This is a genomic window from Kibdelosporangium banguiense (assembly GCF_017876405.1).
GTDB lineage: Bacteria > Actinomycetota > Actinomycetes > Mycobacteriales > Pseudonocardiaceae > Kibdelosporangium > Kibdelosporangium banguiense.
This window is the reverse complement of sequence record NZ_JAGINW010000001.1, coordinates 11,207,070-11,230,395: the sequence shown is the minus strand read 5'-3', so window position 1 is coordinate 11,230,395 and position 23,326 is coordinate 11,207,070. Positions and strand designations below refer to the sequence as shown.

The window sequence follows — 23,326 nt, the reverse complement described above, 5'->3', positions numbered from 1 at the left end:
CGATACTCACAACGTCCAGCGACCTACTGCCACCGGAGCTCAACTGTGTCCCAGTCGACCGACACTCCCAATGCCGACCGAGGCCTCGCCGGCGACACCGAATTTTCCGCGCTGGTTGTGGAGATGGTTGCCGATCAGGCGCCTCGCGTGTTCGCGGTCGTGCACGCGTACGGTGATTGCGTCGGTGCGGAGATCGTCGCGTGGGGTATGGCGTTTGATGATGGCGCCTACGTGACCACGGTCGATGGCTGCAATCAATACTCCTTGCAGGAACCCGAAAATGCCCTGAACTACATCCGTGGCGGTGACGATGTCACTGTGCGTCTTCTCTGGGCCGATTCGTAGTGGCCAGAGCCAGTCTCAGTCTTCCGTTCAGTGGTGCCCGGCTGCGGCATTGGCGTGAACGGGCCGGACTGACCCAGCAAGCGCTCGCCGACGCGTGTGGCCTGTCCCGGTTTCAGATTTCGCGCTGGGAAACCGGTGACGCCAAGCCGGAGCCCGGATCGCTGAATCCGTTGGTGCGCGGACTGGCCAGTGCGTTGAAGGGTGCTGGCCAGGCGTCGTTGTTCACGTTGGCTGATCTGCTTGAGCAGAAGTAGCGGCTTCTGCCGTCTCCTGGAAGTCGGCGATGGCCCCGCCGTGGTCCCTCGCCCAGTTTGTCAGGACCTCGATGGGTTCGACTAGGGTCTGGCCGAGATCGGTGAGGCTGTACTCGACCTGCCGTGGCGCTTCGGCATGGCGTTCGACCAGACCGTATTGCTGGAGTCGGCGCAGCGTCTGGGTGAGGACTTTGCGCGAGATGCCGCCGATGAGGTCGACGAGCTCACCGTGCCTGCGGGGCTGGTGGCTGAGCCCGAAGAGCACGAGCACGGCCCATTTCTCGGAGATGATCTCGACTGCCAGGCGCGTGGGACAGTCGGCGAGGAAGGCTGGTCCAGCCGCGTTCTGCATGAAAATCGAAGGTACCAGGAGGTAACTCAGGGCTCCGTAACGTCGTCCGCAAGCAACGAAACGGAGGAGTCACCAATGCCACGAGTCATCATGTTCGACGAGTTCGGCGGGCCGGATGTCATGCAGGTCGTCGAGGAGCCGGTCGTCGAGCCCGCTGCCGGCGAGGTACGGGTCAGGATCGAAGCGTTCGCCGTCAACCCGCTTGACCAGATGATGCGTTCCGGCACCTCGCCCGCGATCGTCCCCCTGCCGCGCGCTCGCCTCGGCGTCGAAGGGACCGGCGTTGTCGACGCGGTGGGTCCCGAGGTCACCGGGCTGGAGATCGGCGATCCGGTCATTCTCACGGCCATTCCGGACGCGAGCGTCAGGGGCAGCTACGCCGAATACACCACGGTTCCCGCGAGCCGGGTTGTCGCCCGGCCAGCCGGGCTCGGGATCACGGAGGCGGCGGCGATCTGGGTCGCGTACTCCACCGCCTACGGCGCGCTCGTCGAGAAGGCGGGGATGCGGCCCGGCGACCACGTCCTCATCACTGCCGCGTCCGGCGGTGTCGGCCGGGCGGCGATGCAGATCGCCAATCAGATCGGCGCCGTGCCCATCGCCATCACTCGGCACACCGCGAAGAAGGACGACTTGATCGCCGCCGGCGCTGCCGCGGTCATCGCCACCGACCACGTGGACGTCGTCGAAGCCGTCCGCCACCACACCGGCGGGACCGGCGCCGACATCGTCCTCGACGTTGTCATGGGCCCCGGCCAGCAGGATCTCCTGAAGGCGGCCCGCCCCGGCGGAACACTGGTCGCGGCGGGCTTCCTGGACCCTCGGCCCGCACCCTTCCCGACAAGCATGCCGCTCACGATCTTCGGCTACCGGAGCTTCGAGCACACCGTCGACGCCGTGGTGGTGAAGCGCATGGCGGCCTTCCTGAACGCCGGTGTACGCCTTGGTGCACTGCGGCCCGCCATCGACAAGGTGTTCGCCCTCGACGACGTCGTCGAGGCACACCGCCACCTCGAGAAGGGGCTCCACGCCGGGAAGAAGATCGTCGTCACCGTCTAGGAACGGACCGCCGGGAAGACCTGCATCACAGCAGGTTCCAGGCCTGGGTGAGGACCTTGCGGAGGATCTGCTCGATCTCGTCGAACTGGTCCTGGCCGCAGATCAGGGGCGGGGAGAACTGGATGACGGGTTCGGCGCGGTCGTCGGCGCGGCAGTAGAGGCCGGCGTCGAACAGCGCGCTGGAGAGGTAGCCGCGGAGCACGCGCTCGGACTCGTCAGGGGAGAAGGTTTCCTTGGTGGCCTTGTCTTTGACCAGTTCGATGCCGTAGAAGAAGCCTGCGCCGCGGACGTCGCCGACGATCGGCAGGTCCGTCAGTTTGTCCAGTGTGGAGCGGAAGGCTGCCTCGTCGGACAGGACGTGGTCGTAGATTCCGTCGCGTTCCATCAGGTCGAGGTTGGCCATCGCGACCGCGCAGGACACCGGGTGGCCGCCGTACGTTGAGCCGTGCAGGAATGTGGTTGTGCCCTGGAGGAACGGTTCCATCAGGCGGTCACTGGCCAGTACCGCGCCGAGCGGGGCGTAACCCGAGGTGAGGCCCTTGGCGACGGTGATCATGTCGGGCTGGTAGCCGTAGCGTTTGGCGCCGAAGTCGTGGCCCAGCCTGCCGAACGCGCAGATCACCTCGTCGGAGACGAGCAGGACGTCGTACTGGTCGCAGATTTCCCTGACGCGCTGGAAATAGCCGGGAGGCGGCACGAAGCAGCCGCCGGTGTTCTGCACCGGCTCCAGGAAGACCGCGGCTACCGTGTCCGGGCCTTCCATTTCGATGGCGGCCGCGATCTGGTCGGCGGCCCACCGGCCGTAGGCGACGGGGTCGTCGCCGTACACGGGAGCGCGGTAGATGTTGGTGTTGGGGACCTTGATGGTGCTGGGCACCAGCGGTTCGAAGTCCTGCTTGGCCGCAGGGATACCGGTGATCGACAGGGCGCCCTGGGACGTGCCGTGGTAGGCCAGGGAGCGGCTGATCACCTTGTGCTTGGTGGGCTTCCCGGTCAGCTTGAAGTACTGCTTGGCCAGTTTCCACGCCGTCTCAACGGATTCGCCACCGGACACGGTGAAGAACACCCGGTTGAGGTCGCCTGGCGCGGCCGCGGTCATCCGTTCGGCGAGCTCGACCGCCCTGGGGTGCGCGGTGCCCCACAACGGGAAGTAGGCGAGCTCACGCGTCTGCTTGGCCGCCGCTTCGGCGAGTTCTTCCCGGCCATGACCGACCTGGACGGCGAACAGGCCGGCGAGACCGTCGAGGTATCGCTTGCCGTCCGCGTCGAAGATGTACGCGCCCTCACCGCGCACGATCACCGGGGGCGGTGTGTCGGCGAAGGTGGAGTGCCGAGTGAAGTGCATCCACAGGTGCTCACTCGCGGAACGTGCCAGGTCGTCAGCGCCAGTCATGCTTGCTTTATCGCACACCTCACCCCCCGAAAGCAAGCGAATCAGTGGTCTGTGAAGCGTGGAACAACGAAATTCGTCACCCAGGTGGGTTAGTTCTGCGGATTTCGTTGCTAGCGGGTGCCCCACTGGTACGACTGCTTGCGGAGCTTGAGGTAGACGAGGGTTTCGGCGTTGCGCACGCCCTTGATCGTGCGGATCCGGGTGGAGATCAGCTCGAGCAGGCTCGCGTCGTCGGTGCAGATCACCTCGCACAGGATGTCGAACCGGCCGGCGCAGACCACCACGTAGTCGATCTCGTCCATCTCGGCCAGCGCGTCGGCGACCGGCTCGAGCGGCCCGTCCACGCTGATCGCGATCATCGCCTGGCGGAACAGCCCGACCTGCATCGGATCGGTGACCGCGACGATCTGGATCACGCCGGTGTCCGACAGCCGCTGCACCCGCTGGCGGACCGCCGCCTCCGACAGGCCCACGATCTTGCCGATCGTCGAGTACGGCATCCGGCCGTCCTGCTGCAGCTGCTCGATGATCTGCTTGGCGGTGTCGTCCAGCAGCGGGGCCGCCTGCCGCTCGGGCGCCGAGTTCTTCCGATTCACGCCTCGCATTATCGTCGGCTCGCCCGGCTGGCACAGACGGCACACGCCCACCGTTGATTCCGGTAGCCCAACCGGCTGAAACAACGGATTTCGTTGCCAATGACCCGTTGACATTGCTGGATTCGCGTTGTTCGATGCGTCTCACGACCGAGGAGGGCGCGTATGACCGGAACAGCGATCCCACCGACGCCCACCGCCACCGCGCCGCCGCCCGACGCCGGGCCACGGCCGCTGACCAGGTCGATCGGTGTTTTCGGCGGGACCCTGCTCACGTTGAGCTGCCTGACCCCGGCTTCGTCGCTGTTCGTGGTCGTACCGCCGTTGCTGGGCGACCTCGGCACAGGCACCGCGCTCACGATCGCGCTGGCCGCGCTGTTATGTATCGGAGTGGCGCTCTGCTACGCCGAACTCGGCACGCTCGTGCCCAGCGCGGGTGGTGAGTACGCGATGGTGGGCACGCTGGCCGGCCGGTTCGCCGGCTGGATGATGTTCGTGCTGTCGTTCATCATCGTGCTGATCATTCCGCCGATCATCGCGTTGGGCACCGCCGACTACCTGCATGCCGTGCTGGATATCGACCCGCAGGTCGCCGGGGCGGCCGTGATGCTGCTCGGCACCCTGATGGGCCTGCTCAACCTGCGCGCCAACGCCTGGATCACCGGGATCTTCCTGCTGCTGGAGATCGTGGCCATCGCGGTGGTGTCGTTTCTCGGCTTCGGCAACGCCCAGCGTCCGGCCTCGGTGCTGTTCGAACCTGCCACCGCCGAACCCGTGAACACGGTCACGATCATCGCCGGTCTCGCGGTCGCTCTCTTTGTCCTGCAAGGCTTTACGACCGCGGTGTACCTGTCGGAGGAAATGCGCAACCCACGCCGGACTGTCGTGCGGACCGTGTTGTGGACCTTGGGCATCGGCGCGGCCGTGGTGATCGTGCCGGTCGTGGCGATCATCCTTGGCGCGCCGGACACGGAGACGCTCGTCGGCGGTGACATCGCCGCGATGGTCACGAGCTGGAGCAACACCGGCCTCGGTGTGTTCGTCAGCCTGAGCATCGCGCTCGCGATCATCAACGCGGTGATCGTGATGGTCATCCAGAACTCGCGCGTGCTGTACGCCTCCGCCCGCGACCGCGCCTGGCCACAGGCGATGAACAAGGCCTTTGGCACGGTCAGCCACCGGTTCTCCTCGCCGTGGGTTTCGACCCTGGTCGTCGGTGTGGGCGGTGCCGCATTGTGTTTCGCGCCAGTCGACACGCTCAGCGGCGTCACCAGCGTGGTCGTCGCCGCGATGTACCTTGGCGTCGCGGTGGTTTCGCTGGCAGGCCGCCGTGGTGAGCATCGCGAGAAGCCTGCCTGGCGGATGAGCCTCTGGCCGGTGCTGCCTGTGCTGATCGCCTTGGTGCTGCTGTATGTCGTGACCCAGCAGGCCGTACTCGATCTGCTGATCACAGTTGCCGTGCTCGCCCTGGCCGCGGTGTACTGGCTGTTCTACCTCCGACCGCGACCGGCGGACCGCTGGGTGGTCACCGTACCTTCCGAGTAACTGCGCCGACCACGTAATTCTATGACCGGAGATTCTGGTGTCTGACAAGCAAGTCTTCCGCAATTTCATCAACGGCAAGAGCACCGACGCGGCCGACGGGCGCACACTCGACCTTGTCAACCCGGCCACCGGCGAGGTCTACGCGACCTCCCCGCTGTCCGGCGAGTCCGATGTGGACGCGGCGTTCGGTGCGGCCGGTGCGGCGTTCGAGACCTGGCGGGACACCACTCCGGCCGAACGCCAGCTGGCGTTGCTGCGGATCGCGGACGTCCTGGAGCGGCGCGCCGAGGAGTTCGTCGGCGCCGAGGCCGGGAACACCGGGAAACCGCTGGCGGTGACCCGGGTCGAGGAACTGCCCGTCGCGGTGGACCAGATCCGGTTCTTCGCCGGTGCGGCCCGGATCCTGGAGGGCAAGTCGGCGGGGGAGTACCTCAGCGGTTTCACCTCGTACGTCCGGCGTGAGCCGATCGGGGTCTGTGGCCAGGTCACGCCGTGGAACTACCCGTTGATGATGGCGATCTGGAAGATCGCGCCCGCGCTCGCCGCCGGGAACACGGTGGTGCTCAAGCCGTCCGACACGACCCCGGCCACCACGGTCATGCTGGCCGAGCTCGCAGCGGAGTTCCTGCCGCCCGGCGTGTTCAACGTCGTCTGCGGCGACCGGGACACCGGCCGGTCGCTGGTCACGCACCCGACTCCGCAGATGGTGTCGATCACCGGCTCGGAGCGTGCCGGTATCGAGGTCGCCGGCGCGGCCGCCGCGGACGTCAAGCGTGTCCATCTCGAGCTGGGCGGCAAGGCCCCGGTCGTGGTCTTCGACGACGCCGACATCGCGGCAGCCGCGAAGGCGATCGCCGCCGCCGGGTACTTCAACGGCGGCCAGGACTGCACTGCGGCCACGCGCGTGATCGCCGCCGCTGGTGTGCACGACGAGTTCGTAGCGGCCCTGGCAGAGGCGGCCAAGCAGACCAAGACCGGCGGCCCCGACCAGGACGTCGACTACGGCGCCCTCAACAACGCCGGCCAGCTCGCCCGGGTCACCGGGTTCATCGACCGGCTGCCCGGCCACGCGACCGTCCACAATGGTGGTTCCCAGGTCGGCGACCGTGGGTTCTTCTACGCGCCGACAGTGGTTTCAGGCCTCCAGCCCGGCGACGAGATCGTCACCGACGAGGTGTTCGGCCCGGTGATCACCGTGCAGAAGTTCACCGACGAGGCCGAGGCCATGCGGCTGGCCAACGGCGTCCGCTACGGCCTGGCCTCCTCGGTCTGGACCCGGGACCACGCCCGTGCCATGCGGACGTCCCGGCGCCTGGACTTCGGCTGTGTGTGGATCAACACCCACATTCCGATGGTCGCCGAGATGCCGCACGGCGGTTTCAAGCACTCCGGCTACGGCAAGGACCTGTCCATGTACGGCCTGGAGGACTACACGCGGATCAAGCACGTGATGTCAGCGCTGGACTGACGTTGCTGAGCTTGTCCAGCGCCTGTTCGACGTCCGCCCAGAGGTCGGCCGGATGCTCGACGCCCAGTGCGATGCGGACCATGTTCGGGCTGACCCCGGCCTGCCGCAACGCTTCGGCGTCCATGTCACGGTGTGACGTGGTGGCCGGGTGCATCACGATCGACTCCGTGCCGCCCAGTGACGGCGCGTTCAGGATCAGCTTCAGGGCACGCATGAACGCCCGTGCGTCGGTGGTTTCGGCGGCGAAGGTGCCGCCGAAGCCACCCAGCAGTCGTTTTGCCCGGCTGTGACTGGGATGCGTGGGTAGGCCGGGGTGGTACACAGTGGACACAGCGGGGTGTTCCGACATCCGTTCGGCGAGCAGCAAAGCGCTCTCGCACTGCCGGGCGACGCGCAGTGGCAGGGTTTTCAGGCCGCGCAGGATGAGCCAGGCCGCGAACGGGTCGGCGGTCACCCCGAGTCGCACCGAGTGCCGCCAGGTCTCCTGATAAAGGCTTTCGTCGGCGAAAACCGCGATCCCGCCGACGACATCGTGGTGCCCGCCGAGGTATTTGGTCGCCGAGTGCAGCACGACGTCGGCGCCGTGCTCGATCGGCCGGCAGAGCAGCGGGGTCGCGAAGGTGTTGTCGACAGCCGTGATCACGCCGTTGCGCTTGGCTTGCGCCGCGAGTGCAGGGATGTCGGGAACGTGCCCGGTCGGGTTGGCGATGGTCTCCAGGTAGAGCAGCTTCGTCGTCGGCCGCAGGGCTTCGGTCACCTCGGCCGGGTCGGCGCCGGTGATGTAGGTGACTTCGAGGCCCCAGCGGTCGGTCATGTTCTTCAGGATCGAGAACGTGCCGCCGTAGAGCTCCCGCTGGGCGATCACGTGGTCGCCCTGCCGCAGGACGGCCTGCAGCACCGAGTTGACCGCGCCCGTTCCCGAGGCCGTGACCAGCGCCTTCGTTCCGCCTTCGAGGTCGGCCATGGCGTCTTCGAGGGCACGGCTGGTGGGGTTGCTGTGCCCGGTGTAGCTGAACGAACCGGGCCCGGACATCGCCTCGGCGACCTCGTCCGGGCCGTCGAAGACGAAGTTGGCGGTCTGGTAGAGCGGCACAGCCAGGGGCCTACCTGGGCCTGGAGCAGTCAGCCGGGCAGCACGTGTTTCGCGGTGGTAGGTCATGGACAGAGTCTTGATCCCGAATTGGCCCTATCCCAGAGCCAATCTGGCACAATTGGTTTGGTGTCGACTCCACCGGTGACTGATCTGGTCACGCTGCTCGGCCGCTGGTCAGCCGGGCGCGGCCCGCTCTACCTGCTGCTGGCCGGCCGGATCAGGCAGTTGATCGACGACGGCGAACTCGCCCCTGGCACGCTGCTGCCGCCGGACCGCACGCTCGCGAACGCGTTGGCGGTCGGCCGGACCACGGTCGTGTCCGCGTACGACCTGCTCACCCAGGACGGGAAGATCGTCCGCAGGCAGGGCAGCGGCACACGGGTCGCACCCGCCGCGCTGCGGCCCGACCAAGGACGCCCGGTCGACACCGCGAACCCGCTGTTCGTGCACCTTCTCGACCCGCTTGACCGGATCATCCAGCTCACGTGCGCCGCGCCGACAGTGATCCCGCCCGCGGTGAGCGAGGCCTACCGGAACGCCTTGTCCGTCGAGGTCGTCGACGACATCGGCTACCACCCGGCGGGCCATCCCGCCCTGCGCGAAGCCCTCGCACAGCGGTTCAGCGAACGTGGCCTGCCCACGGCTCCCGGCCAGATCCTCGTCACCACCGGGGCGCAACAGGGATTGGCCTTGCTGGCAAAGCTTCTCGTCGCGCCGGGGGACAAGGTCGTCGTCGAGAGGCCTACCTACCCCGGCGCGCTGGAGGCGTTCCGCGAGTCCTCGGCGGTTTTCCGGACCGTGCCGCACGGCGACGTCGAGGCGATGATCCGGACCATGCGCACCGAACGGCCCGAGGTCCTGTACGTGATTGCGTCGTACCACAACCCGACCGGCACCGTGATGTCCACTTTGGCCAGAAGACGGCTCGCCACGGCGGCCGCGGAACTCGGCGTCCGGCTGATCGAGGACGAAGTGCTCGCGGACCTTGGATTCGCCGGTGAGATCCCGGCTCCTGTCGCCGCGTACGGGCCTGCGGTGACCGTCGGCTCGTTGAGCAAGGTCGTCTGGGGCGGGCTGCGGGTCGGCTGGGTCCGCGGCCCGGAATCCGTGATCAACCAGCTGGCCCGGCTCAAGGCCGTGCACGACCTCGGCAGCAACTTCCTCGCTCAGCTCGCCGCCGCCGAACTCGTCGCCAACCTGGAGACGCTGCGACGCCAGCGAGTCGCCGACCTCAGGATCCAGCACGACCGGCTGTGCGCCGAGCTCACCGAACACCTGCCCGAATGGCAGTTCGCGCCCGCCGCCGGCGGCCAGTGCCTGTGGATCAGGCTTCCTTATGGTGACGCGATTTCCTTCGCGCAGCTGGCTTTACGCCACGATGTCGCGGTGCTTCCCGGCGGTTCGCTCGACGCTTCGGGCGGCAGCAAGGACTATCTCAGAATCCCGTTCCTCGGCACCGCGGACATCCTCAGCGTGGCCGTCCGCAATCTGGCTGCCGCTTGGCGTGAGTACGTGCCCAGCGGGGATTCGGCCGCGCTCACGACTCTTGTTGTGTAGCCTGGGAAAGACGGGCCGCGAGCTCGCGTACCCGAGTGATGAGTTCCGGCGGTTCGTGCACGGTGAAAGGGAAATCGAACAGCCCGACGTAGACGACGATCTCGTCCAGGGAGTTCGATCCCGTGTGCAGCAGGCAACTGCGCTCATCGACAGCCTCGATCACACCGACAGTCGGCGACACGCGCTCTGCCGCGACCTCGGCGGGAACCTGTAGCGTGATCTTCGCCTGGTAGCGGTAAACGGACGTGGACACGCCACGGGACAGGTGCTCTGCGGCATCCGGGGCATCACGCGGGGTGAAGCGCGGGCCGGTCGGAATGCGCGGCCGGACTCTGTCGACCCGGAAGGTGCGCCAGTCCGCGCGATCGATGTCCCAGCCGACCAGGTACCAGCGCTTTCCGGTGTGTACCAGTCGATGTGGCTCGGTCGTGCGCAGCGATTCGCTGCCGTCATGGGAGACGTAGTCGAATCGCAGGCGCATGTGGTCACGGCAGGCAGCCGCCATCGCGGTCAGGACATCAGGATCCACCACCGGGCCGCGGGACGGCAGCGTCACGGTGACCGAATTCAGCATGCTGACCCTGTGCCGCAACCGGGACGGCAGGACCTGTTCGAGCTTGGCCAGCGCACGCAGCGAACTCTCCTCGATACCGGCGATCGTGCCGGTGGCGGCGGTCCGCAGGCCCACCGCGACCGCGATGGCTTCCTCGTCGTCGAGCAGCAACGGCGGCAACTTGGCGCCCGCGCCCAGCCGGTATCCGGCGAGCCCGGGGGTCGCGATCACCGGATAGCCGAGATTGCGGAGTCTCTCGATGTCCCTGCGGACCGTGCGGATGTCCACTTCGAGGCGTTCGGCCAGGTCAGCGCCGGTCCAGTCGCGGGTGGTCTGCAGCAGGGACAGCAGTCGTAGCAACCTCGCCGAAGTCATTTCCGAAGTCTGTCATCCGGTTAGGACCGAAACTGTCCTAACCGGGTCCTAACGTTGTCCTCATGAGCGAAGAGATCACCCCGTTCCGTATCGAGATCGCCCAGGACAGGCTCGATGACCTGCAAGAACGCCTGGCGAGGACGCTGTGGCCGGCCCCGCTGCCCGGCGACGACTGGGACACCGGCGTGCCGACCGTGTGGCTGCGGGAGCTGGCGGAGTACTGGCGCACGCAGTACTCGTGGCGGGACGCTGAAGCCAAGATCAACGAATATCCGCAGTTCACCACTCAGATCGACGGGCAACGGATCCACTTCGTACACGTACGCTCCGCCAACGAGAACGCGTTTCCGTTGCTGCTGACGCACGGCTGGCCGGGGTCGTTCATCGAGTTCCTCGGCATCATCCCGATGCTGACCGACACCTTCCACCTGGTGATCCCGTCCTTGCCGGGGTTCGGATTCTCCGGCCCCACAAGTGATTCCGGGTGGGACACGGCCAGGATCGCCCGCGCCTGGGCGGAACTCATGCGCAGGCTCGGCTACGAGAAGTACGGCGTGCAGGGCGGCGACATCGGTGCGGCGGTCAGCCCGGAGGTCGCCCGGGTCGCACCCGACCAGGTTGTCGGCGTACACCTCAACGGTCCCATGGCGATTCCCGATTTCCCGGTCGCGGAGTGGGACGAGCTCACCGAGCTGGAGCAGGATCGGCTCAACCGGATCCAGGCCTTCCACCGTGAGGAGTTCGGCTACATCGCCATCCAGTCGACCCGGCCGCAGACCCTGGCGTACGGGCTGCTGGACTCCCCGGTGGGACAGCTGTCGTGGATCATGGACAAGTTCCGCGAATGGACGCACCCCAGGCACGTCACGCCCGACAAGATCCTTGACCGGGACTGGCTGCTGACCAACGTGATGATCTACTGGCTGACCGGCACCGCCGGGTCGGCGGCCTATGTCGGCTACGCGCAGGCAGGCTGGGGAGCGGAGAAGGTCAACTCGGGAGTACCCACAGCGGCGATCGTGTTCGCCCACGACGCCGGCGTGCGGCGGTATCTCGAGGCCGAGCACACCATCGTCCGGTGGGTCGATGTCGACCGCGGCGGCCACTTCGCTGCGCTCGAGGAGCCGGAGATTCTCGTCGGCGACATCCGCGAGTTCTTCGAATCCCTTACGTGAGGCCGGACTGGTAGGCGAAGACGACGAGCTGGGCGCGGTCGCGGGCGCCCAGCTTGATCATCGCGCGGCTGACGTGGGTGCGGGCGGTGGCCGGGCTGACCACGAGGCGTTCGGCGATCTCGTCGTTGGTCAGGCCCTCGCCGACCAGGCCGACGATCTCCAGCTCGCGCTGGGTGAGCGTGCCCAGCCGGGGGTGGGGTTTGACCGCGCGGGACGGCCCGGAGGCGAACTCGGAGATCACGCGGCGGGTGACCGAGGGCGAAAGCAACGCACCGCCACCGGCGACGAGCTTGATCGCCTGGATGAGCTCGTCCGGTTTGGTGTCCTTGAGCAGGAAACCGCTTGCGCCGTACCGCAACGCGTCGAACACGTACTCGTCGAGCTCGAACGTGGTCAGCACGATGATCCTGGTGTGGTCCAGGTCCGGGGTGGCGATGATCCGGCGGGTCGCCTCCAGGCCGTCGATACCGGGCATCCGGATGTCCATCAGCACGATGTCGGGCCGGGTCTGCTGGGCCACGGTCACCGCTGCCAGCCCGTCGGCGGCCTCACCGGCGAAGTCCAGGCCGTCCTCGTTCTCCACCAGGGTGCGCAGGCCGAGCCGGATCAGGTCCTGGTCGTCGACGATCATCACCCTGATCACTGGCTGTCCCCGTCCGTTGGAATCGTGGCCCGCACTTCGAACAGGCCGTCCTCGGTCGGCCCCGCGCTGAATTCTCCGCCCAGCGCGGTCACCCGTTCACGCATTCCGGGAATTCCGAAGCCCGCACTGGGCAGCACCGGCCCGGACGACGGGTTCGACACCTTGATCCGCACCGAGCCGGGCTCGTAGCCGACGCGGACGGTCGCCCGTTTGACCGAACTGTGTTTCAGGACATTGGTCAGCGACTCCTGGACCACCCGGTACCCGGCAAGGTTCACCGCTGCTGGCAGATCTCGTTGTGTGCCAACGACATTCAGCTTGACCTCGACACCGGCGTGGCTCATCCGGTCGGTCAGGTCCGGCAGCAGGCCCAGTCCCGGCGCGGGTGCCCGGCCTCGCACGACGGTCAACGTCGCGCGCAGTTCGTCGAGTGCCTCGGTGGAGGTCTGGCTGATCGCCTTGAGTGCGATCTCGGCCTGTTCGGGTTTCTTGGTCAGCAGGTGCAGGGCGATGTCCGCCTGCATCTTGATCGCCGCCAGACCGTGCCCGACGACGTCGTGTACCTCTTGGGCGACCCGCAGCCGCTCGTTGGAAACGCGTTCCCGGATGGCCTCGGCCCGAGCGAGCTCGAACGCTTCCCGATTGGCCCGCACGATCACGCCGAGGGCGAGCGGGATGAGCACGAACCCGGTGACCGGGATGAGCCCGTACAGCCCAGGCAATGCGGATTTGTTGGTCAGCAGGTGCACGCTGAACACCAGCCAGCTGACGACCGCTACGGGCACGGACTTCGACAGCGGTTCGTAGCGGCCGACGGCGTACACGGCGGCGAGGAACGTGAAGACAACCGGGCCGTACGGGTAGTTCAGCGTCAGGTACAGCGTGGTGAACGCGGTCGTCGTACCCAAACTGACCAATGGCCACCGCCTGCGTGCGATCAACGCCATACCGGCGCCGGCCGCCAGCACCAGCCCGAGCACGTCGATCGTGAGGCCGGCATGGGTGATCCGGGACGCGACCGCGCTGCCGACGACGCTGATCACCGTCGCCAGCAGCGCGAACGCGATGTCAATGGCCTTCATCGCTCCCCAGCCTCAGTTGATGTCTCGCCGCTGCAGCAGCCAGCCACCCAGCAGGGAGAATGCCAGCAGGTAGGCCGCGATGACCATGGTGGCCTGTCCGCCGCCGACGATCGCGTCGACACCCGGCGGGCCGGAGCCCCCGATCAGGGATGCCACGAGTGCGCCCGCGTTCGGCCCCGGCAGCCCCTTCTGCAGGGTGTTCACCCAGGCCAGCAGCGGTGCCGCGATGGCCGACAGCAGGTTCTGGATCGCCAGCATCCACACCAGGCCCAGCCCGATCGGCAGTGCGACGCCCCGGAACACGATGCCCAGCAGCAGACCCAGCGCACCCCACATCATCGTGACCAGCCAGCCCGCGCCGAGCCCGGTGACGATCTCGGTGAACCCTGGCCAGGTCGTCGGCTGGTCTGCCAGACCGGCCACGATGACGCTCGCACCCGCACAGAACGCCAGCAACGCCACCACGAACACGAACACGCCGATCGCGACGGTGGCGAGCTTGGCCGTGTACACGCGAACCCGTGAAGGTCGTTGTGCGAGCACGGTTTTCCACGTCTCCCAGCCGTATTCGCTGCCTGCGGTGAGCACGCCGAAGATCAACGCCAACGCGCCGACGAACAGCGGGAGCCCGCCGATGGCGCTGGTGACGAACTGGTCCGGCAGCATCGCGGCGAGCCCGCGCTCCACCGGTCCGGACGCCGTGCCGGTGTATCCGGCATAGGGGATCACGTAGGCGAAAGTCAGGGTCTGCACGACGGCGATCACCAGCAGCAGCCAGATCGCCGGCCGGCTGACCTGCTTGGTCAGCTCTGCCCTCAGATCAGAGAACATCACGCGCACCTCCGGTCAGCTCGAGGAAGGTCTGTTCCAGGTCGGGCTCGTGCCAGCGCAGTTCGCTGACCGAGACCCCGGCGCCGACGAGCCCGGCGTTGATCTTGGCGGACTGGCCCGGGTCGACCTCCAGGTCGAACACGGTTCCGCTGGCCTGGACGCGGGCCTCGCCGATCATGGCCGTCAGGACGTCTCGCGCCTGGTCGACCGGATGCGCAACAACCCTTAGCGTCCCGCCCGAGCGCAGGTCAGCGACTGTCGTCTCCGCGACCAGCCGGCCGTCGGTGATCACGCCGACCCGGTCGCAGATCTGCTCGACCTCGGCCAGCAGATGGCTGGACAGCAGGACTGTGCAACCGCTTGCGGCCAGGTCACGGATGGTGACGCGCATGTCGGCCATCCCCGCTGGGTCGAGGCCGTTGGTGGGCTCGTCCAGGATCAGCAGCTGCGGGTCCTTGAGCAGGGCCGCGGCCAGGCCGAGACGCTGCTTCATGCCGAGCGAGTACGTCGAATACTTGTCCGCGGCCCGACCGGCGAGGCTGACCACGTCCAGCACGGTCTCCACCCGGGAGCGCGCCACACCTGCATGGTCGGCCAGGACCAGCAGATTCTTGCGGCCAGAGAGGTACGGATAGAAGGCCGGTCCTTCGATCAGCGCGCCGACCCGGTCCAGGCTGCCCGGTGGCTTGCCGAGCAGCCGGACCGAGCCTGACGTCGGGCGGATCAGGCCGAGCAGCATCCGCAGCGTGGTGGTCTTCCCGGCGCCGTTCGGGCCGAGGAATCCGTAGACCTCGCCGGCGCGCACAGTCAGATTCAGGTACTTGACCGCGGCGATGTCGCCGAACTGCTTTCTCAGCGCGGTCGTCTCGACAGGGTTCATGGCTTTGCCTTCCGGACGCGCCCCCAGGGCTTGAACACCGAGATGACGGTGGCGAACAGCAACGAGACCGTGGACACGATCGGCGGGAACACCATGTCGCCGGGTGCGGGCCCGGTCATCGTCCGGCCGTACTCCGCGGCCTCGTGCACGCCGCTGCGCAGCGCGAACAGCACCAGCACGCACAGCACCACGTTGAGCATCAGCTTCACGGCCACCCACCAGTAGCGGACCAGGCCGTACTTGGTGCCCAGACCCAATACGACTCCGCTGATCAGGCAGATCACGCCCGCGGTCAGCATCGGCCACACCGCGAAGAGCTCAAGTGCCTGGTAACACAGTGCGGCGGTCTGCGGGTCGCTGGTCCACATCGCGGTGAACACGAGCACGGCCATCACCAGGTCCATGCCGATCCACGCACCCGCCGACACGATGTGCATCACCAGCCAGCCCTTACGCGGATTCTTGGCCAGCTTCGTCCCGATCGGCCGCGCCGGAGAGAGTGTCGCTGTCATACCCGACAGCGTGGCCGGGTGGTTCGGGTAAATCGTCCGCGTGCGAGCGGTTCCGGGCATACGCAGATTTACGTACGTGCCCGGTGGTCCACTGTCGACGGTGGCAGGAATAGGCCGGCCGGTGTGGTGGTTACCCGGACGCTCGAGAAGTTCGATCCGTTCACGGAGGCTGCGATGCGTGCCCTGGTCACCACCCCAGATACCAAATTCGGCCTGAAGCTGACGCAAGCACCCGACCCGGTGGCGTCCCCCGATCAGGTGATCATCGACGTGCGATTCGCGTCACTCAACCACGGCGATGTCGGCTACGCGGCCACGACGCCCGAAGGCAAGGTCATGGGCTGGGACGCGGCCGGTGTGGTCACCCAGTCCGCGGCCGATGGCACCGGACCTGCGGTCGGTACGAAGGTCCTCACGTTCGGCTCAGACGGCGCGTGGGCCGAGCGGCGCGCGGTGTCGGTGAACGAGCTCGCGGTCGTTCCGGACGGCGTTGACCTGGCCGTTGCCTCGACTCTGCCGGTCGCCGGAGTCACCGCGTTGCGTGCGCTGCGGGCGTCCGGTCCGTTGCAGGGCAAGCGAGTTCTCGTCACTGGTGCGTCCGGCGGCGTCGGCCGGTACGCGATTCAGCTCGCGACGATCGAGGGCGCGCACGTCGTCGCGCTCGCCCGGCGCGGTGAAGGTCTCGCCGAGCTCGGCGCGCAGGAAGTTGTGTCCGATTTGGACGATGTCGAGCCGGTGGACGTCGTGCTGGAGAACGTCGGCGGCCCGACCCTGGTGCGGTCGTGGGAGCTGCTGAAGACCGGCGGCGTGCTGCAGAGCATCGGCTGGACCTCGCTCGAGCCCGCGGTCTTCCCTCCCTATGCCACCGTCGCGCCGGCGAAGTCCCTGGTCTCCTTCCAGTCCGGCAACGGCTACAGCGCGGACCTGGCGCACCTGCTCAAACTGGTCGCCGAGGGCAAGCTGACCGTCGACATCGGCTGGCGGGGCTCCTGGAACCAGTTCGACGAGGCCGCCGCCGCACTGTTCGGCCGTCAGGTCACCGGCAAGGCCGTCGTGGAAATCGACTGACCTGGCCCGCCGAAAGTCCGCCGGTAGCTGTCAGGGCTGACGCGGTGCCCATCCCCGACCGTTGCGCCACCCGGGCCACCGTGAGTGGTGTGGTCTCCAGAAGTCGTTGTGCCAGGCGGATTCGCTGCACTGACAGCCAGCGTCCAGGGGTGCTGCCGGTGGCGGCCAGGAAGGCCCGGTGGAACGTCCGGCCGCTCATCCCGGCATGCCCGGCCAGGTCGCCGATGCCGATCGGCTCGCCAAGCCTGGCCATCGCCCAATCCACTGTGGACGCTATACTGGCTGGTGGCCGCTCGGGCACGGATGCGTCCACGTACTGGCGCTGCCCGCCGTCCCGGGCCGGCGGCATCACCAGGCGCCGGGCCAGTTTGGTGGCCGCCTGGGCGCCGAAGTCCTTGCGTATCAAGTGCAGGCAGAGGTCCAGGCTACCGACCACGCCCGCCGACGTGAAGACCGTGCCGTCCTCGGTGTACAGGACATCGCCCTGGATGTCGCTGTCCGGCGCGACTTCAACGAGGCCGTCGAGCAGGGTCCAGTGCGTGGTGGCTTTCCTGCCGCGCAGCAGCCCGGCGGCGGCGAGCGTGAAGGCGCCTGAACACAGCGATGCGACCGCCGCGCCTCTCGCATGCGCTGCTTGCAGTGCGTTGATCGCGTCTTGCGGGACCTCCGCGTGTGGATCCGACCGCCCGGTCGCGATCACGAGATCGCAGTCATCGAGCCCGCTCAGGTCGTGCGTCGCGTCGATCGACCCGAACGGATGCATCGGGAGTGAGACGCCGCCCGGGGAGCAGATACGCATCTCGAACCGGTCGAAATCAGGGCGTTGGATGCCCCAGATCTCCGTGGCCACCGCGGTGTCGAACGCACGGCTGCCCGGCAGGATCAACAGGCCGACGATCTGCATGGCGGAAAAGTACCCCATCGCGCATGTTTTGCCACTCCCTGCCGGCCGGTGATCCCGGGCAGGCTGAACGCCATGACAACCCGAGCTTTGATCGTGATCGACGTGCAACGTGGCTTCGACGACCCGGCCATGCCGCCGCGCAACAACCCTGACAGCGAGGCGAACATCCGCACGCTGGTGACCGCCTGGCAGGACGCCGGTCAGCCGATTGTCGTGGTGCGCCACGACTCCGTGGACCCGGACTCGCCGCTGCGCGCCGGCACCCCCGGCAACGAGTTCAAACCCGAACTCGACGGCATCAGGCCTGCGCTGTTGTTCTCCAAGTCCGTGCACTCGGCCTTCCACGGTTCGGTCGACCTGGCGAAATGGCTGACCGACCGGGGCATCGAGGACATCGTGGTGATCGGCATCCAGACGAACTGGTGCGTGGAGACCACATCCCGGGTCGGCGGCAACCTCGGCTTCAAGGTCAAGGTGGCCATCGACGCGACGCACACGTTCGACGCCACCACCCCGGACGGCGCGGTCGTCACTGCCGACGAGCTGGCCCGCGCCACGGCCGCCAACCTGCACTCCGGCGGTTTCGCCGAGGTGACTACCACCAAGGCTGTGCTGGAGCTGCTCTAGATCGCGAACCGGCGCCGTGGGTTGCCGGTGTCGCTCATGGCTGTGATCAGGTCGTCGCGGGCTCGCGCCACGCGTGACCTGATCGTGCCGACTGGGCAGTCGCAGACTTCGGCGGCGTCGGCGTAGGACAGGCCGAGTGTCTGGGTGAGCACGAACGCCTCGCGCCGGTCGGCGTCCAGCGAACGGATCAGCTCCTCCAGCACGACGCCCTCTTCGAAGCCCGCGGCAGGTTGCGTGCGCTCGGCGACTTCCTGCCAGTCGGCGACATCCGCGTGCCGTGGCCGGACCTGGGCGGCCCGGATCTGGTCGACGACCACCCGCCGGGCGATCGACAACAGCCAGGTCCTGGCGGACGAGCGCCCCTCGAACCGGGCCAGGCTGCCCAGTGCGCGCAGGTACGTCTCCTGTGCCAGGTCGTCGGCGAGCCTGGGTTCGGCCAGGTGCGCGACGAACCGCCACACGTCCCGCTGGGTGGCGCGGATGAACCGCTCAAGAGAGCTCCGGTCACCGCGCCGGGCGGCGAACGCCCACTGGGTGATCTCGCTGTCGGTCGGCCTCACAATTACGACAACGTACTGGATCGATCCGTAGTTCAAGAACGCACCCAAGTCAGGAATGCATGCGGCCCGTGTCGCGTCAGTACAGTGACTGGACGATTGTTCTCACCCGAGAAGGACATGATGGCTGACGAATCGGCACGGGTTGTCAGGAACGACGAGAAGAGCCGCTACGAGGTCTGGCTGGGAGAGTCGCTGGCGGGCTTCAGCGCGTTCACCGTTGACGGCGACCAGCTCGTCTTCACGCACACCGAGGTCGACGACGAGTTCGCGGGCAAAGGCCTGGGCAAGGCGCTGGCCGCGGGTGCCCTGGACGACGTCGTGGCCCGCGGCGAGGTGATCGTGCCCGTCTGCCCGTTCATCGCCGCGTTCGTACGCAAGAACGAGCAGTACAACGACCACGTCAAGTGGCCTCAGTGAGCAACCTGGAGGCCAGCCCGCAGGTCACGCCATGCGAGTCGGCGGGCTCGCATGGCGCGGTCGCCGAGTTCTTCGTGGCCCGTGAAGTTCCGTTGGGCGGGGTCCGGGGGATCAAGGTCAACCGCGCGTTGCCACAGCGTTCGCTGCCTACGGTTGGCGCGTGGTGCTTCCTGGACAAGTTCGGCCCGCACAACGACGGCATGCTGGTCCTGCCGCATCCGCACATCGGGCTGCAGACCGTCACCTGGCCGTTGGCGGGGGAGGTCCGCCACCGCGACAGCATCGGCAACGACGTGGTCCTGCGTCCCGGTCAGCTGAATCTGATGACGAGCGGCCGTGGCGTGTCGCACTCCGAGGTGTCTGCGCCCGGCACGGTGCTGAGCGGTTTGCAGTTGTGGGTCGCGCTGCCCGCTGAAGCCACTGGCATGGCCCCTGACTTCGAGCATCACCCGAAGCTGCCCGTGTTCCGGAGCCCAGGTGTCGAGGCCACGGTGTTCATGGGCACGCTTGGCGACGCCACTTCACCGGCGACCACCCACACGCCGTTGGTGGGTGCTCAGCTTTCGGTGGCCGGCGGGACGATCCCGCTGCGGCCCGACTTCGAGTACGCCCTGCTCCTGCTGGACGGATCGGTGCAGGTCGCGGATGTCGAACTGACGCCAGGACCGTTGCTGTACCTGGGAACTGGACGTGAGTCGCTGACGTTCGCCGGGACCGCCGAGGCGATTCTGCTGGGTGGCGAACCGTTCGCGGACGATCTGGTGATGTGGTGGAACTTCGTGGGCCGCAGCCACGACGAGATCGCCGCGGCCCGTGCGGACTGGGAAGGTGCTGACCCACAACGGTTCGGAGTCGTCGCCGGGCACGGCCCGGACCGGATTCCCGCGCCGGGACTGCCGAATCTCCGGCTCAAACCGCGCCCACGAAGGCCGTCCTGAGCAGGGTTACGAACGGCCGGTTCTGGCCATGTCCTGAAGGCGTTCACGCAGTTCGCAGCGTCGGTGTTTCCGGCTGACGAAGCGGTATGCCAGCGCGACCTCGTCGAGAAAAGCGATGTCTCCGGCGAGATCGTGGCCGCCGGAGACAGCGACCGGTGAGGGATCTGACGGCGGGTCGTTCCCCGCTCGGGCGGCCTGCATCGCGGAGTAGAGGGTCGTTGCTTCCACGAGGGCGTCAAGTTTTTGCCCGGCCAGGCCCCGGCCTGCGGCTTCGGCCCGTGCCGCCTCGGCCACCCGGGGGTCGATGTGCTCGCGCAGGGCGAGCCTGCCGTCCCGGATCTCCACCACCCGGCGGTAGAGCCGCAGTTCCAGGTCGCGGAGGTTGAGCAGTTCCAGCACCAGTGGACGTGGTGGCACCAGGGCGATCCGCGGGTTGACGCGGTAGAGGGCCAGCCAGAGCGGGCGCAGCCGCAGGAGTTTGCGGCAGGCGCCGAACACGTCCGGGGACCGCCAGTTCGGCAGGGTGACACCGATGAGGACCAGGATGGCCGCGGCGAGCGTGAGATACCTGTCCAATGGCATGCTCAATGCCTTCGGGTAGTGGATCCCGAAGCGCCTGGCGGCGAAGAACAGTCCTTTGTGGATGTGATACGCCACCGAGCACAGCACACCTATGCTGATCAGCCGTAATCCCAGACGTACCGCGGAATCCGTTGCCATGCCGGCATAACGGGCGGCGAGCCGGGCACTGTTGAGGAACGCCGGCAGCATGCCCGCGAGATAGACCAGCCAGTACTCCAGCACGCCAGGCGTCCTGCCGTACCTGCCGGCGAACCTGACGTCGTCGACCGGCGTTCTGGTGAACGCGAACAGCACGCACATCCCGGTGAAGGCCAGGGCTATCCAGACCGCGTGCGGCAACGACCGCTGCCGTGCCTCCTCAGGATGGTTGATGTGCAACAGGATTCCCAGTGCACCCCAGCCGGCGACGAGGATGCAGCCGTGGTCGATCAGCCTGCCGATGTTCGGTATCCCGGTCAGCTCGCTGACCGCCTGGTACACCAGGGGCGCCTTCACCGTGAGCGAGAGCGCGATGGCCAGCAGGACGATCCAGCCCATCGTGCTGGTGGCGGTGCGGTGGTGGCGACGGTGGCGGGCCAGCCGTACGACGATGACGGCACACGCGAGCAAAGCCGGGCCGTTGTGCCGGAGCAGCTCACCCATGTGTGTCGCGCGGCCAGTCGAACGCGGCCCTGATCCGGCCGTTGATCGAGTCGGACCGCACCAGTCCGGCCCGCTGCCTGATGATCGAGGCGAGCAGTTCGGCCTCCTGCTCCTCGGCGGCAACATACGACGTGCGCCGGAGCATCATCCGGATGACCTTGGGATCCAGATGCGGGATGAGTTCACGCAGGTGGTCGGCTGCCGTGGTGTCCTCGCGGTAGTGCCCGCAAAGCAGGTGGCTCAGCTCGTGCAGGATGATGTGTTCCTGATGCGGCAACGCCGTACCGGCCTCGTAGAAGAACAGGTCCGCGGAGTCGGTGGCCAGCCACAGGCCGTGCGCCTCGGACATCCCGTTGATCGGCATGAGGTGGATCGGGCGGCCCTGGCGAAGCGCGACCAGACGGCATAACTCACGCACGTCGAAAGGCTTCACCAGCGGCAATTCCGCCGCGATGGCCTCACATCGGCGGCGCAGCCGTCGCAGCTCCGCGCTCAACACACCTCCAGGGACGGGCAAGGGGCCTGTCCCTCATAGTGCCTGAAACCCGATATCCGGGATGGTGCGGATGGCGATTGGACCGTTCGGCCGTGTCACGGTGCGTCCGGCAGGCCCTCGATCTCCCTGGCGCGTTCCACCATCTCGGTGATCGCGCCGAGGCTTTTGGACGACAGGCCGGACGCCCGTAGGGCGATCTGCCGCACGTTGGAGTCGCGCAACGCCGCCAGCAGCGCCAGCTCCGCGTCGACCTGGCTGGTGGTGGAGGCGTCGAAGAAGTAGGAGGGCGGGACACCGAAGAACCCGGCCAGCGCCTCAAGGTGCCTTCTGGTCGGGTTGTCCCGCAGGCCTTTACGCAGCTGCCACAGGTATGTCGCCGAGATGGTCGGGCCGCCACCGGCGCGGATGGTCTCCGCGACCTCCTCGAAGCTGTACTCCTTGCCGCTGCGGGGCCGGACTGTGCGGAAGAGGTGGTCCACCTTCGCCGCCAGGGTGTCTTCGTTCGCCGACGAAGTATCCGCCATGGATCCCTCCTCCCGGGGGGTCAAGTGTAGCAACGTGTCAACTAGCCTGAAGAACACGGTTTTATTTCGTCCACGCCAGTTGACGGCTGGATTTACGCCAGTTTATGCTTGTTGGCGAAAACATGAACTCAAGTGAGCTTAGTCATGTGCAACCACGGGAGGAAGGTTGGACACGCAAGGCAAGCAGCCCTCGGGCGGCGAAGGAGTTCACCAGCGGGCACTGTCCAGGCAACTGGACAACGGCGCCGGATGGGGGCGGTTGCCACACACGACTTCGACCAGACGCACCAGCTTCAGTCTTCCGCCGGGTGTCGAGATCCAGGAGTGGAGCAGGATCGGTCACCAGATCAACGCCGTCTCGGTCTCGTCGGCCTGGTGGCTGGGCGACTGGTTGATCTACGGCCAGGCGCAGTACCCCGATCTGTACAAGCAGGCCATCGAGCAGACGTCCCTGGACTACCAGACGCTGCGCAACTACGCCTGGGTCGCCCGGCAGTACGCGGTCGCCCGCAGACGACCGGCGCTGAGCTTCCAGCACCACGCCGAACTGGCCGCGTTGACACCGCTCGAGCAGGACCAGTGGCTCGACCGGGCGGAGAAGTTCGGCTGGTCGCGCAATGAACTGCGCAACCGGGTGCGGGCCAGCCGCAAGGCCGGCCGCGACGCGGCGGCGGCCGATCGGATCCTCAAGATCCAGATGACTGTGCCGCCAAGCCAGAAGCAGCGCTGGATGCGGGCCGCGGCGTCGGACACCGAGAAGACGTTCGAAGACTGGATGGTCGGCGTGCTCGACAACGCGGCGGCCGAGGTACTGCAGACCGCGGGCCGGCAGAACGTCCTGGACAACTGAGAACGCGG

At 67.3% G+C, this 23,326-nt stretch carries 27 protein-coding genes; 12 read left to right on the top strand and 15 right to left on the bottom strand.

The annotated features are described in order from the left end of the window. The first annotated feature begins 45 nt into the window (after positions 1 to 45). Positions 46 to 345, top strand: coding sequence for a hypothetical protein (locus JOF56_RS50195; RefSeq protein ID WP_209646514.1), 300 nt, complete (start codon positions 46 to 48; stop codon positions 343 to 345). Then, positions 345 to 599 (top strand): helix-turn-helix domain-containing protein, encoded by a 255-nt coding sequence (locus JOF56_RS50190; RefSeq protein WP_209646513.1) that lies wholly within the window; start codon positions 345 to 347, stop codon positions 597 to 599. Before JOF56_RS50195 ends, JOF56_RS50190 begins: the two co-directional genes overlap by 1 nt. On the opposite strand, the gene JOF56_RS50185 is transcribed toward JOF56_RS50190, so the two are convergent. After that, positions 568 to 951: a winged helix-turn-helix transcriptional regulator gene (locus tag JOF56_RS50185; RefSeq protein ID WP_209646512.1), complete on the bottom strand. Its 384-nt coding sequence runs from the start codon at positions 949 to 951 to the stop codon at positions 568 to 570. The genes JOF56_RS50190 and JOF56_RS50185 overlap by 32 nt on opposite strands. 75 nt (positions 952 to 1,026) lie before the next feature. Here JOF56_RS50185 and JOF56_RS50180 point away from each other — a divergent pair, with 75 nt between their 5' ends. After that, entirely contained in the window at positions 1,027 to 2,010 is a 984-nt protein-coding gene (locus JOF56_RS50180) for a zinc-dependent alcohol dehydrogenase family protein (protein WP_209646511.1), read from the top strand. Between the two features lie 25 nt (positions 2,011 to 2,035). Here JOF56_RS50180 and JOF56_RS50175 read toward each other — a convergent pair whose 3' ends face one another. Next, positions 2,036 to 3,403 carry an aspartate aminotransferase family protein gene (locus JOF56_RS50175; protein WP_209646510.1) on the bottom strand — a complete coding sequence of 456 codons (1,368 nt, stop codon included), beginning with the start codon at positions 3,401 to 3,403 and terminating at the stop codon, positions 2,036 to 2,038. Between the two features lie 110 nt (positions 3,404 to 3,513). Continuing rightward, the gene (locus JOF56_RS50170; RefSeq protein ID WP_443667637.1) at positions 3,514 to 3,999 is read right to left on the bottom strand and encodes an Lrp/AsnC family transcriptional regulator; all 486 of its coding nucleotides are present in this window, start codon (positions 3,997 to 3,999) and stop codon (positions 3,514 to 3,516) included. A gap of 162 nt (positions 4,000 to 4,161) precedes the next feature. On the opposite strand from JOF56_RS50170, the gene JOF56_RS50165 reads away from it, so the two are divergent. After that, on the top strand, positions 4,162 to 5,541 hold the full coding sequence (locus JOF56_RS50165) for an APC family permease (RefSeq protein ID WP_209646508.1): 1,380 nt from the start codon (positions 4,162 to 4,164) through the stop codon (positions 5,539 to 5,541). 37 nt (positions 5,542 to 5,578) lie between these two features. After that, positions 5,579 to 7,009 carry a gamma-aminobutyraldehyde dehydrogenase gene (locus JOF56_RS50160; protein WP_307855636.1) on the top strand — a complete coding sequence of 477 codons (1,431 nt, stop codon included), beginning with the start codon at positions 5,579 to 5,581 and terminating at the stop codon, positions 7,007 to 7,009. Here the strand turns inward: JOF56_RS50160 and JOF56_RS50155 are convergent. Beyond that, entirely contained in the window at positions 6,981 to 8,168 is a 1,188-nt protein-coding gene (locus JOF56_RS50155) for a trans-sulfuration enzyme family protein (protein ID WP_209646507.1), read from the bottom strand. The genes JOF56_RS50160 and JOF56_RS50155 overlap by 29 nt on opposite strands. A 60-nt stretch (positions 8,169 to 8,228) precedes the next feature. Here JOF56_RS50155 and JOF56_RS50150 point away from each other — a divergent pair, with 60 nt between their 5' ends. Next, positions 8,229 to 9,659 (top strand): aminotransferase-like domain-containing protein, encoded by a 1,431-nt coding sequence (locus JOF56_RS50150; RefSeq protein ID WP_307855635.1) that lies wholly within the window; start codon positions 8,229 to 8,231, stop codon positions 9,657 to 9,659. On the opposite strand, the gene JOF56_RS50145 is transcribed toward JOF56_RS50150, so the two are convergent. After that, a complete protein-coding gene (locus tag JOF56_RS50145) occupies positions 9,640 to 10,587 on the bottom strand; it encodes a helix-turn-helix transcriptional regulator (RefSeq protein ID WP_209646506.1) in 948 nt (315 codons plus the stop codon). The two genes, JOF56_RS50150 and JOF56_RS50145, sit on opposite strands and share 20 nt — an antisense overlap. A 62-nt stretch (positions 10,588 to 10,649) precedes the next feature. Between JOF56_RS50145 and JOF56_RS50140 the strand changes: the two genes are divergently transcribed. Then, entirely contained in the window at positions 10,650 to 11,762 is a 1,113-nt protein-coding gene (locus tag JOF56_RS50140) for an epoxide hydrolase family protein (RefSeq protein WP_209646505.1), read from the top strand. Here the strand turns inward: JOF56_RS50140 and JOF56_RS50135 are convergent. Genes JOF56_RS50135 through JOF56_RS50115 form a run of 5 tightly spaced genes read right to left on the bottom strand, consistent with a single transcriptional unit; the run spans position 11,755 to position 15,710 of the window. Continuing rightward, positions 11,755 to 12,405: a response regulator gene (locus JOF56_RS50135; protein ID WP_209646504.1), complete on the bottom strand. Its 651-nt coding sequence runs from the start codon at positions 12,403 to 12,405 to the stop codon at positions 11,755 to 11,757. The genes JOF56_RS50140 and JOF56_RS50135 overlap by 8 nt on opposite strands. Beyond that, the gene (locus tag JOF56_RS50130; protein ID WP_209646503.1) at positions 12,402 to 13,487 is read right to left on the bottom strand and encodes a sensor histidine kinase; all 1,086 of its coding nucleotides are present in this window, start codon (positions 13,485 to 13,487) and stop codon (positions 12,402 to 12,404) included. The genes JOF56_RS50135 and JOF56_RS50130 overlap by 4 nt, the downstream gene beginning before the upstream one ends. A 12-nt stretch (positions 13,488 to 13,499) precedes the next feature. Beyond that, entirely contained in the window at positions 13,500 to 14,318 is an 819-nt protein-coding gene (locus JOF56_RS50125; protein ID WP_209646502.1) for a DUF2705 family protein, read from the bottom strand. Beyond that, positions 14,308 to 15,198 (bottom strand): ABC transporter ATP-binding protein, encoded by an 891-nt coding sequence (locus tag JOF56_RS50120; protein ID WP_209646501.1) that lies wholly within the window; start codon positions 15,196 to 15,198, stop codon positions 14,308 to 14,310. Before JOF56_RS50120 ends, JOF56_RS50125 begins: the two co-directional genes overlap by 11 nt. Then, positions 15,195 to 15,710, bottom strand: coding sequence for a hypothetical protein (locus JOF56_RS50115; protein WP_209646500.1), 516 nt, complete (start codon positions 15,708 to 15,710; stop codon positions 15,195 to 15,197). The genes JOF56_RS50120 and JOF56_RS50115 overlap by 4 nt, the downstream gene beginning before the upstream one ends. Positions 15,711 to 15,884: 174 nt before the next feature. On the opposite strand from JOF56_RS50115, the gene JOF56_RS50110 reads away from it, so the two are divergent. Continuing rightward, positions 15,885 to 16,778: a zinc-binding dehydrogenase gene (locus tag JOF56_RS50110; protein ID WP_209646499.1), complete on the top strand. Its 894-nt coding sequence runs from the start codon at positions 15,885 to 15,887 to the stop codon at positions 16,776 to 16,778. Here the strand turns inward: JOF56_RS50110 and JOF56_RS50105 are convergent. Continuing rightward, positions 16,747 to 17,682, bottom strand: coding sequence for a GlxA family transcriptional regulator (locus JOF56_RS50105; protein WP_209646498.1), 936 nt, complete (start codon positions 17,680 to 17,682; stop codon positions 16,747 to 16,749). The genes JOF56_RS50110 and JOF56_RS50105 overlap by 32 nt on opposite strands. Positions 17,683 to 17,754: 72 nt before the next feature. Between JOF56_RS50105 and JOF56_RS50100 the strand changes: the two genes are divergently transcribed. Next, complete coding sequence (locus JOF56_RS50100) at positions 17,755 to 18,309, top strand: cysteine hydrolase family protein (RefSeq protein ID WP_209646497.1); 555 nt, start codon at positions 17,755 to 17,757, stop codon at positions 18,307 to 18,309. Here JOF56_RS50100 and JOF56_RS50095 read toward each other — a convergent pair. Further along, positions 18,306 to 18,872 (bottom strand): sigma-70 family RNA polymerase sigma factor, encoded by a 567-nt coding sequence (locus JOF56_RS50095; protein ID WP_372448410.1) that lies wholly within the window; start codon positions 18,870 to 18,872, stop codon positions 18,306 to 18,308. The genes JOF56_RS50100 and JOF56_RS50095 overlap by 4 nt on opposite strands. 81 nt (positions 18,873 to 18,953) lie before the next feature. Here JOF56_RS50095 and JOF56_RS50090 point away from each other — a divergent pair, with 81 nt between their 5' ends. Together JOF56_RS50090 and JOF56_RS50085 are read left to right on the top strand one after the other, a co-directional pair. Beyond that, entirely contained in the window at positions 18,954 to 19,286 is a 333-nt protein-coding gene (locus JOF56_RS50090; protein ID WP_307855633.1) for a GNAT family N-acetyltransferase, read from the top strand. Next, positions 19,283 to 20,224 (top strand): pirin family protein, encoded by a 942-nt coding sequence (locus tag JOF56_RS50085; protein ID WP_307855632.1) that lies wholly within the window; start codon positions 19,283 to 19,285, stop codon positions 20,222 to 20,224. The genes JOF56_RS50090 and JOF56_RS50085 overlap by 4 nt, the downstream gene beginning before the upstream one ends. Before the next feature lie 6 nt (positions 20,225 to 20,230). Here JOF56_RS50085 and JOF56_RS50080 read toward each other — a convergent pair whose 3' ends face one another. The 3 genes from JOF56_RS50080 to JOF56_RS50070 form a co-directional block, all read right to left on the bottom strand. Next, positions 20,231 to 21,448 (bottom strand): MAB_1171c family putative transporter, encoded by a 1,218-nt coding sequence (locus JOF56_RS50080; RefSeq protein ID WP_209646495.1) that lies wholly within the window; start codon positions 21,446 to 21,448, stop codon positions 20,231 to 20,233. Further along, on the bottom strand, positions 21,441 to 21,944 hold the full coding sequence (locus JOF56_RS50075) for a hypothetical protein (protein WP_209646494.1): 504 nt from the start codon (positions 21,942 to 21,944) through the stop codon (positions 21,441 to 21,443). The genes JOF56_RS50080 and JOF56_RS50075 overlap by 8 nt, the downstream gene beginning before the upstream one ends. A 95-nt stretch (positions 21,945 to 22,039) precedes the next feature. Beyond that, positions 22,040 to 22,468 carry a helix-turn-helix domain-containing protein gene (locus JOF56_RS50070; protein ID WP_209646493.1) on the bottom strand — a complete coding sequence of 143 codons (429 nt, stop codon included), beginning with the start codon at positions 22,466 to 22,468 and terminating at the stop codon, positions 22,040 to 22,042. A 166-nt stretch (positions 22,469 to 22,634) separates the two neighbouring features. On the opposite strand from JOF56_RS50070, the gene JOF56_RS50065 reads away from it, so the two are divergent. Further along, complete coding sequence (locus JOF56_RS50065; protein ID WP_245378749.1) at positions 22,635 to 23,318, top strand: LmbU family transcriptional regulator; 684 nt, start codon at positions 22,635 to 22,637, stop codon at positions 23,316 to 23,318. Positions 23,319 to 23,326 lie beyond the last annotated feature (8 nt).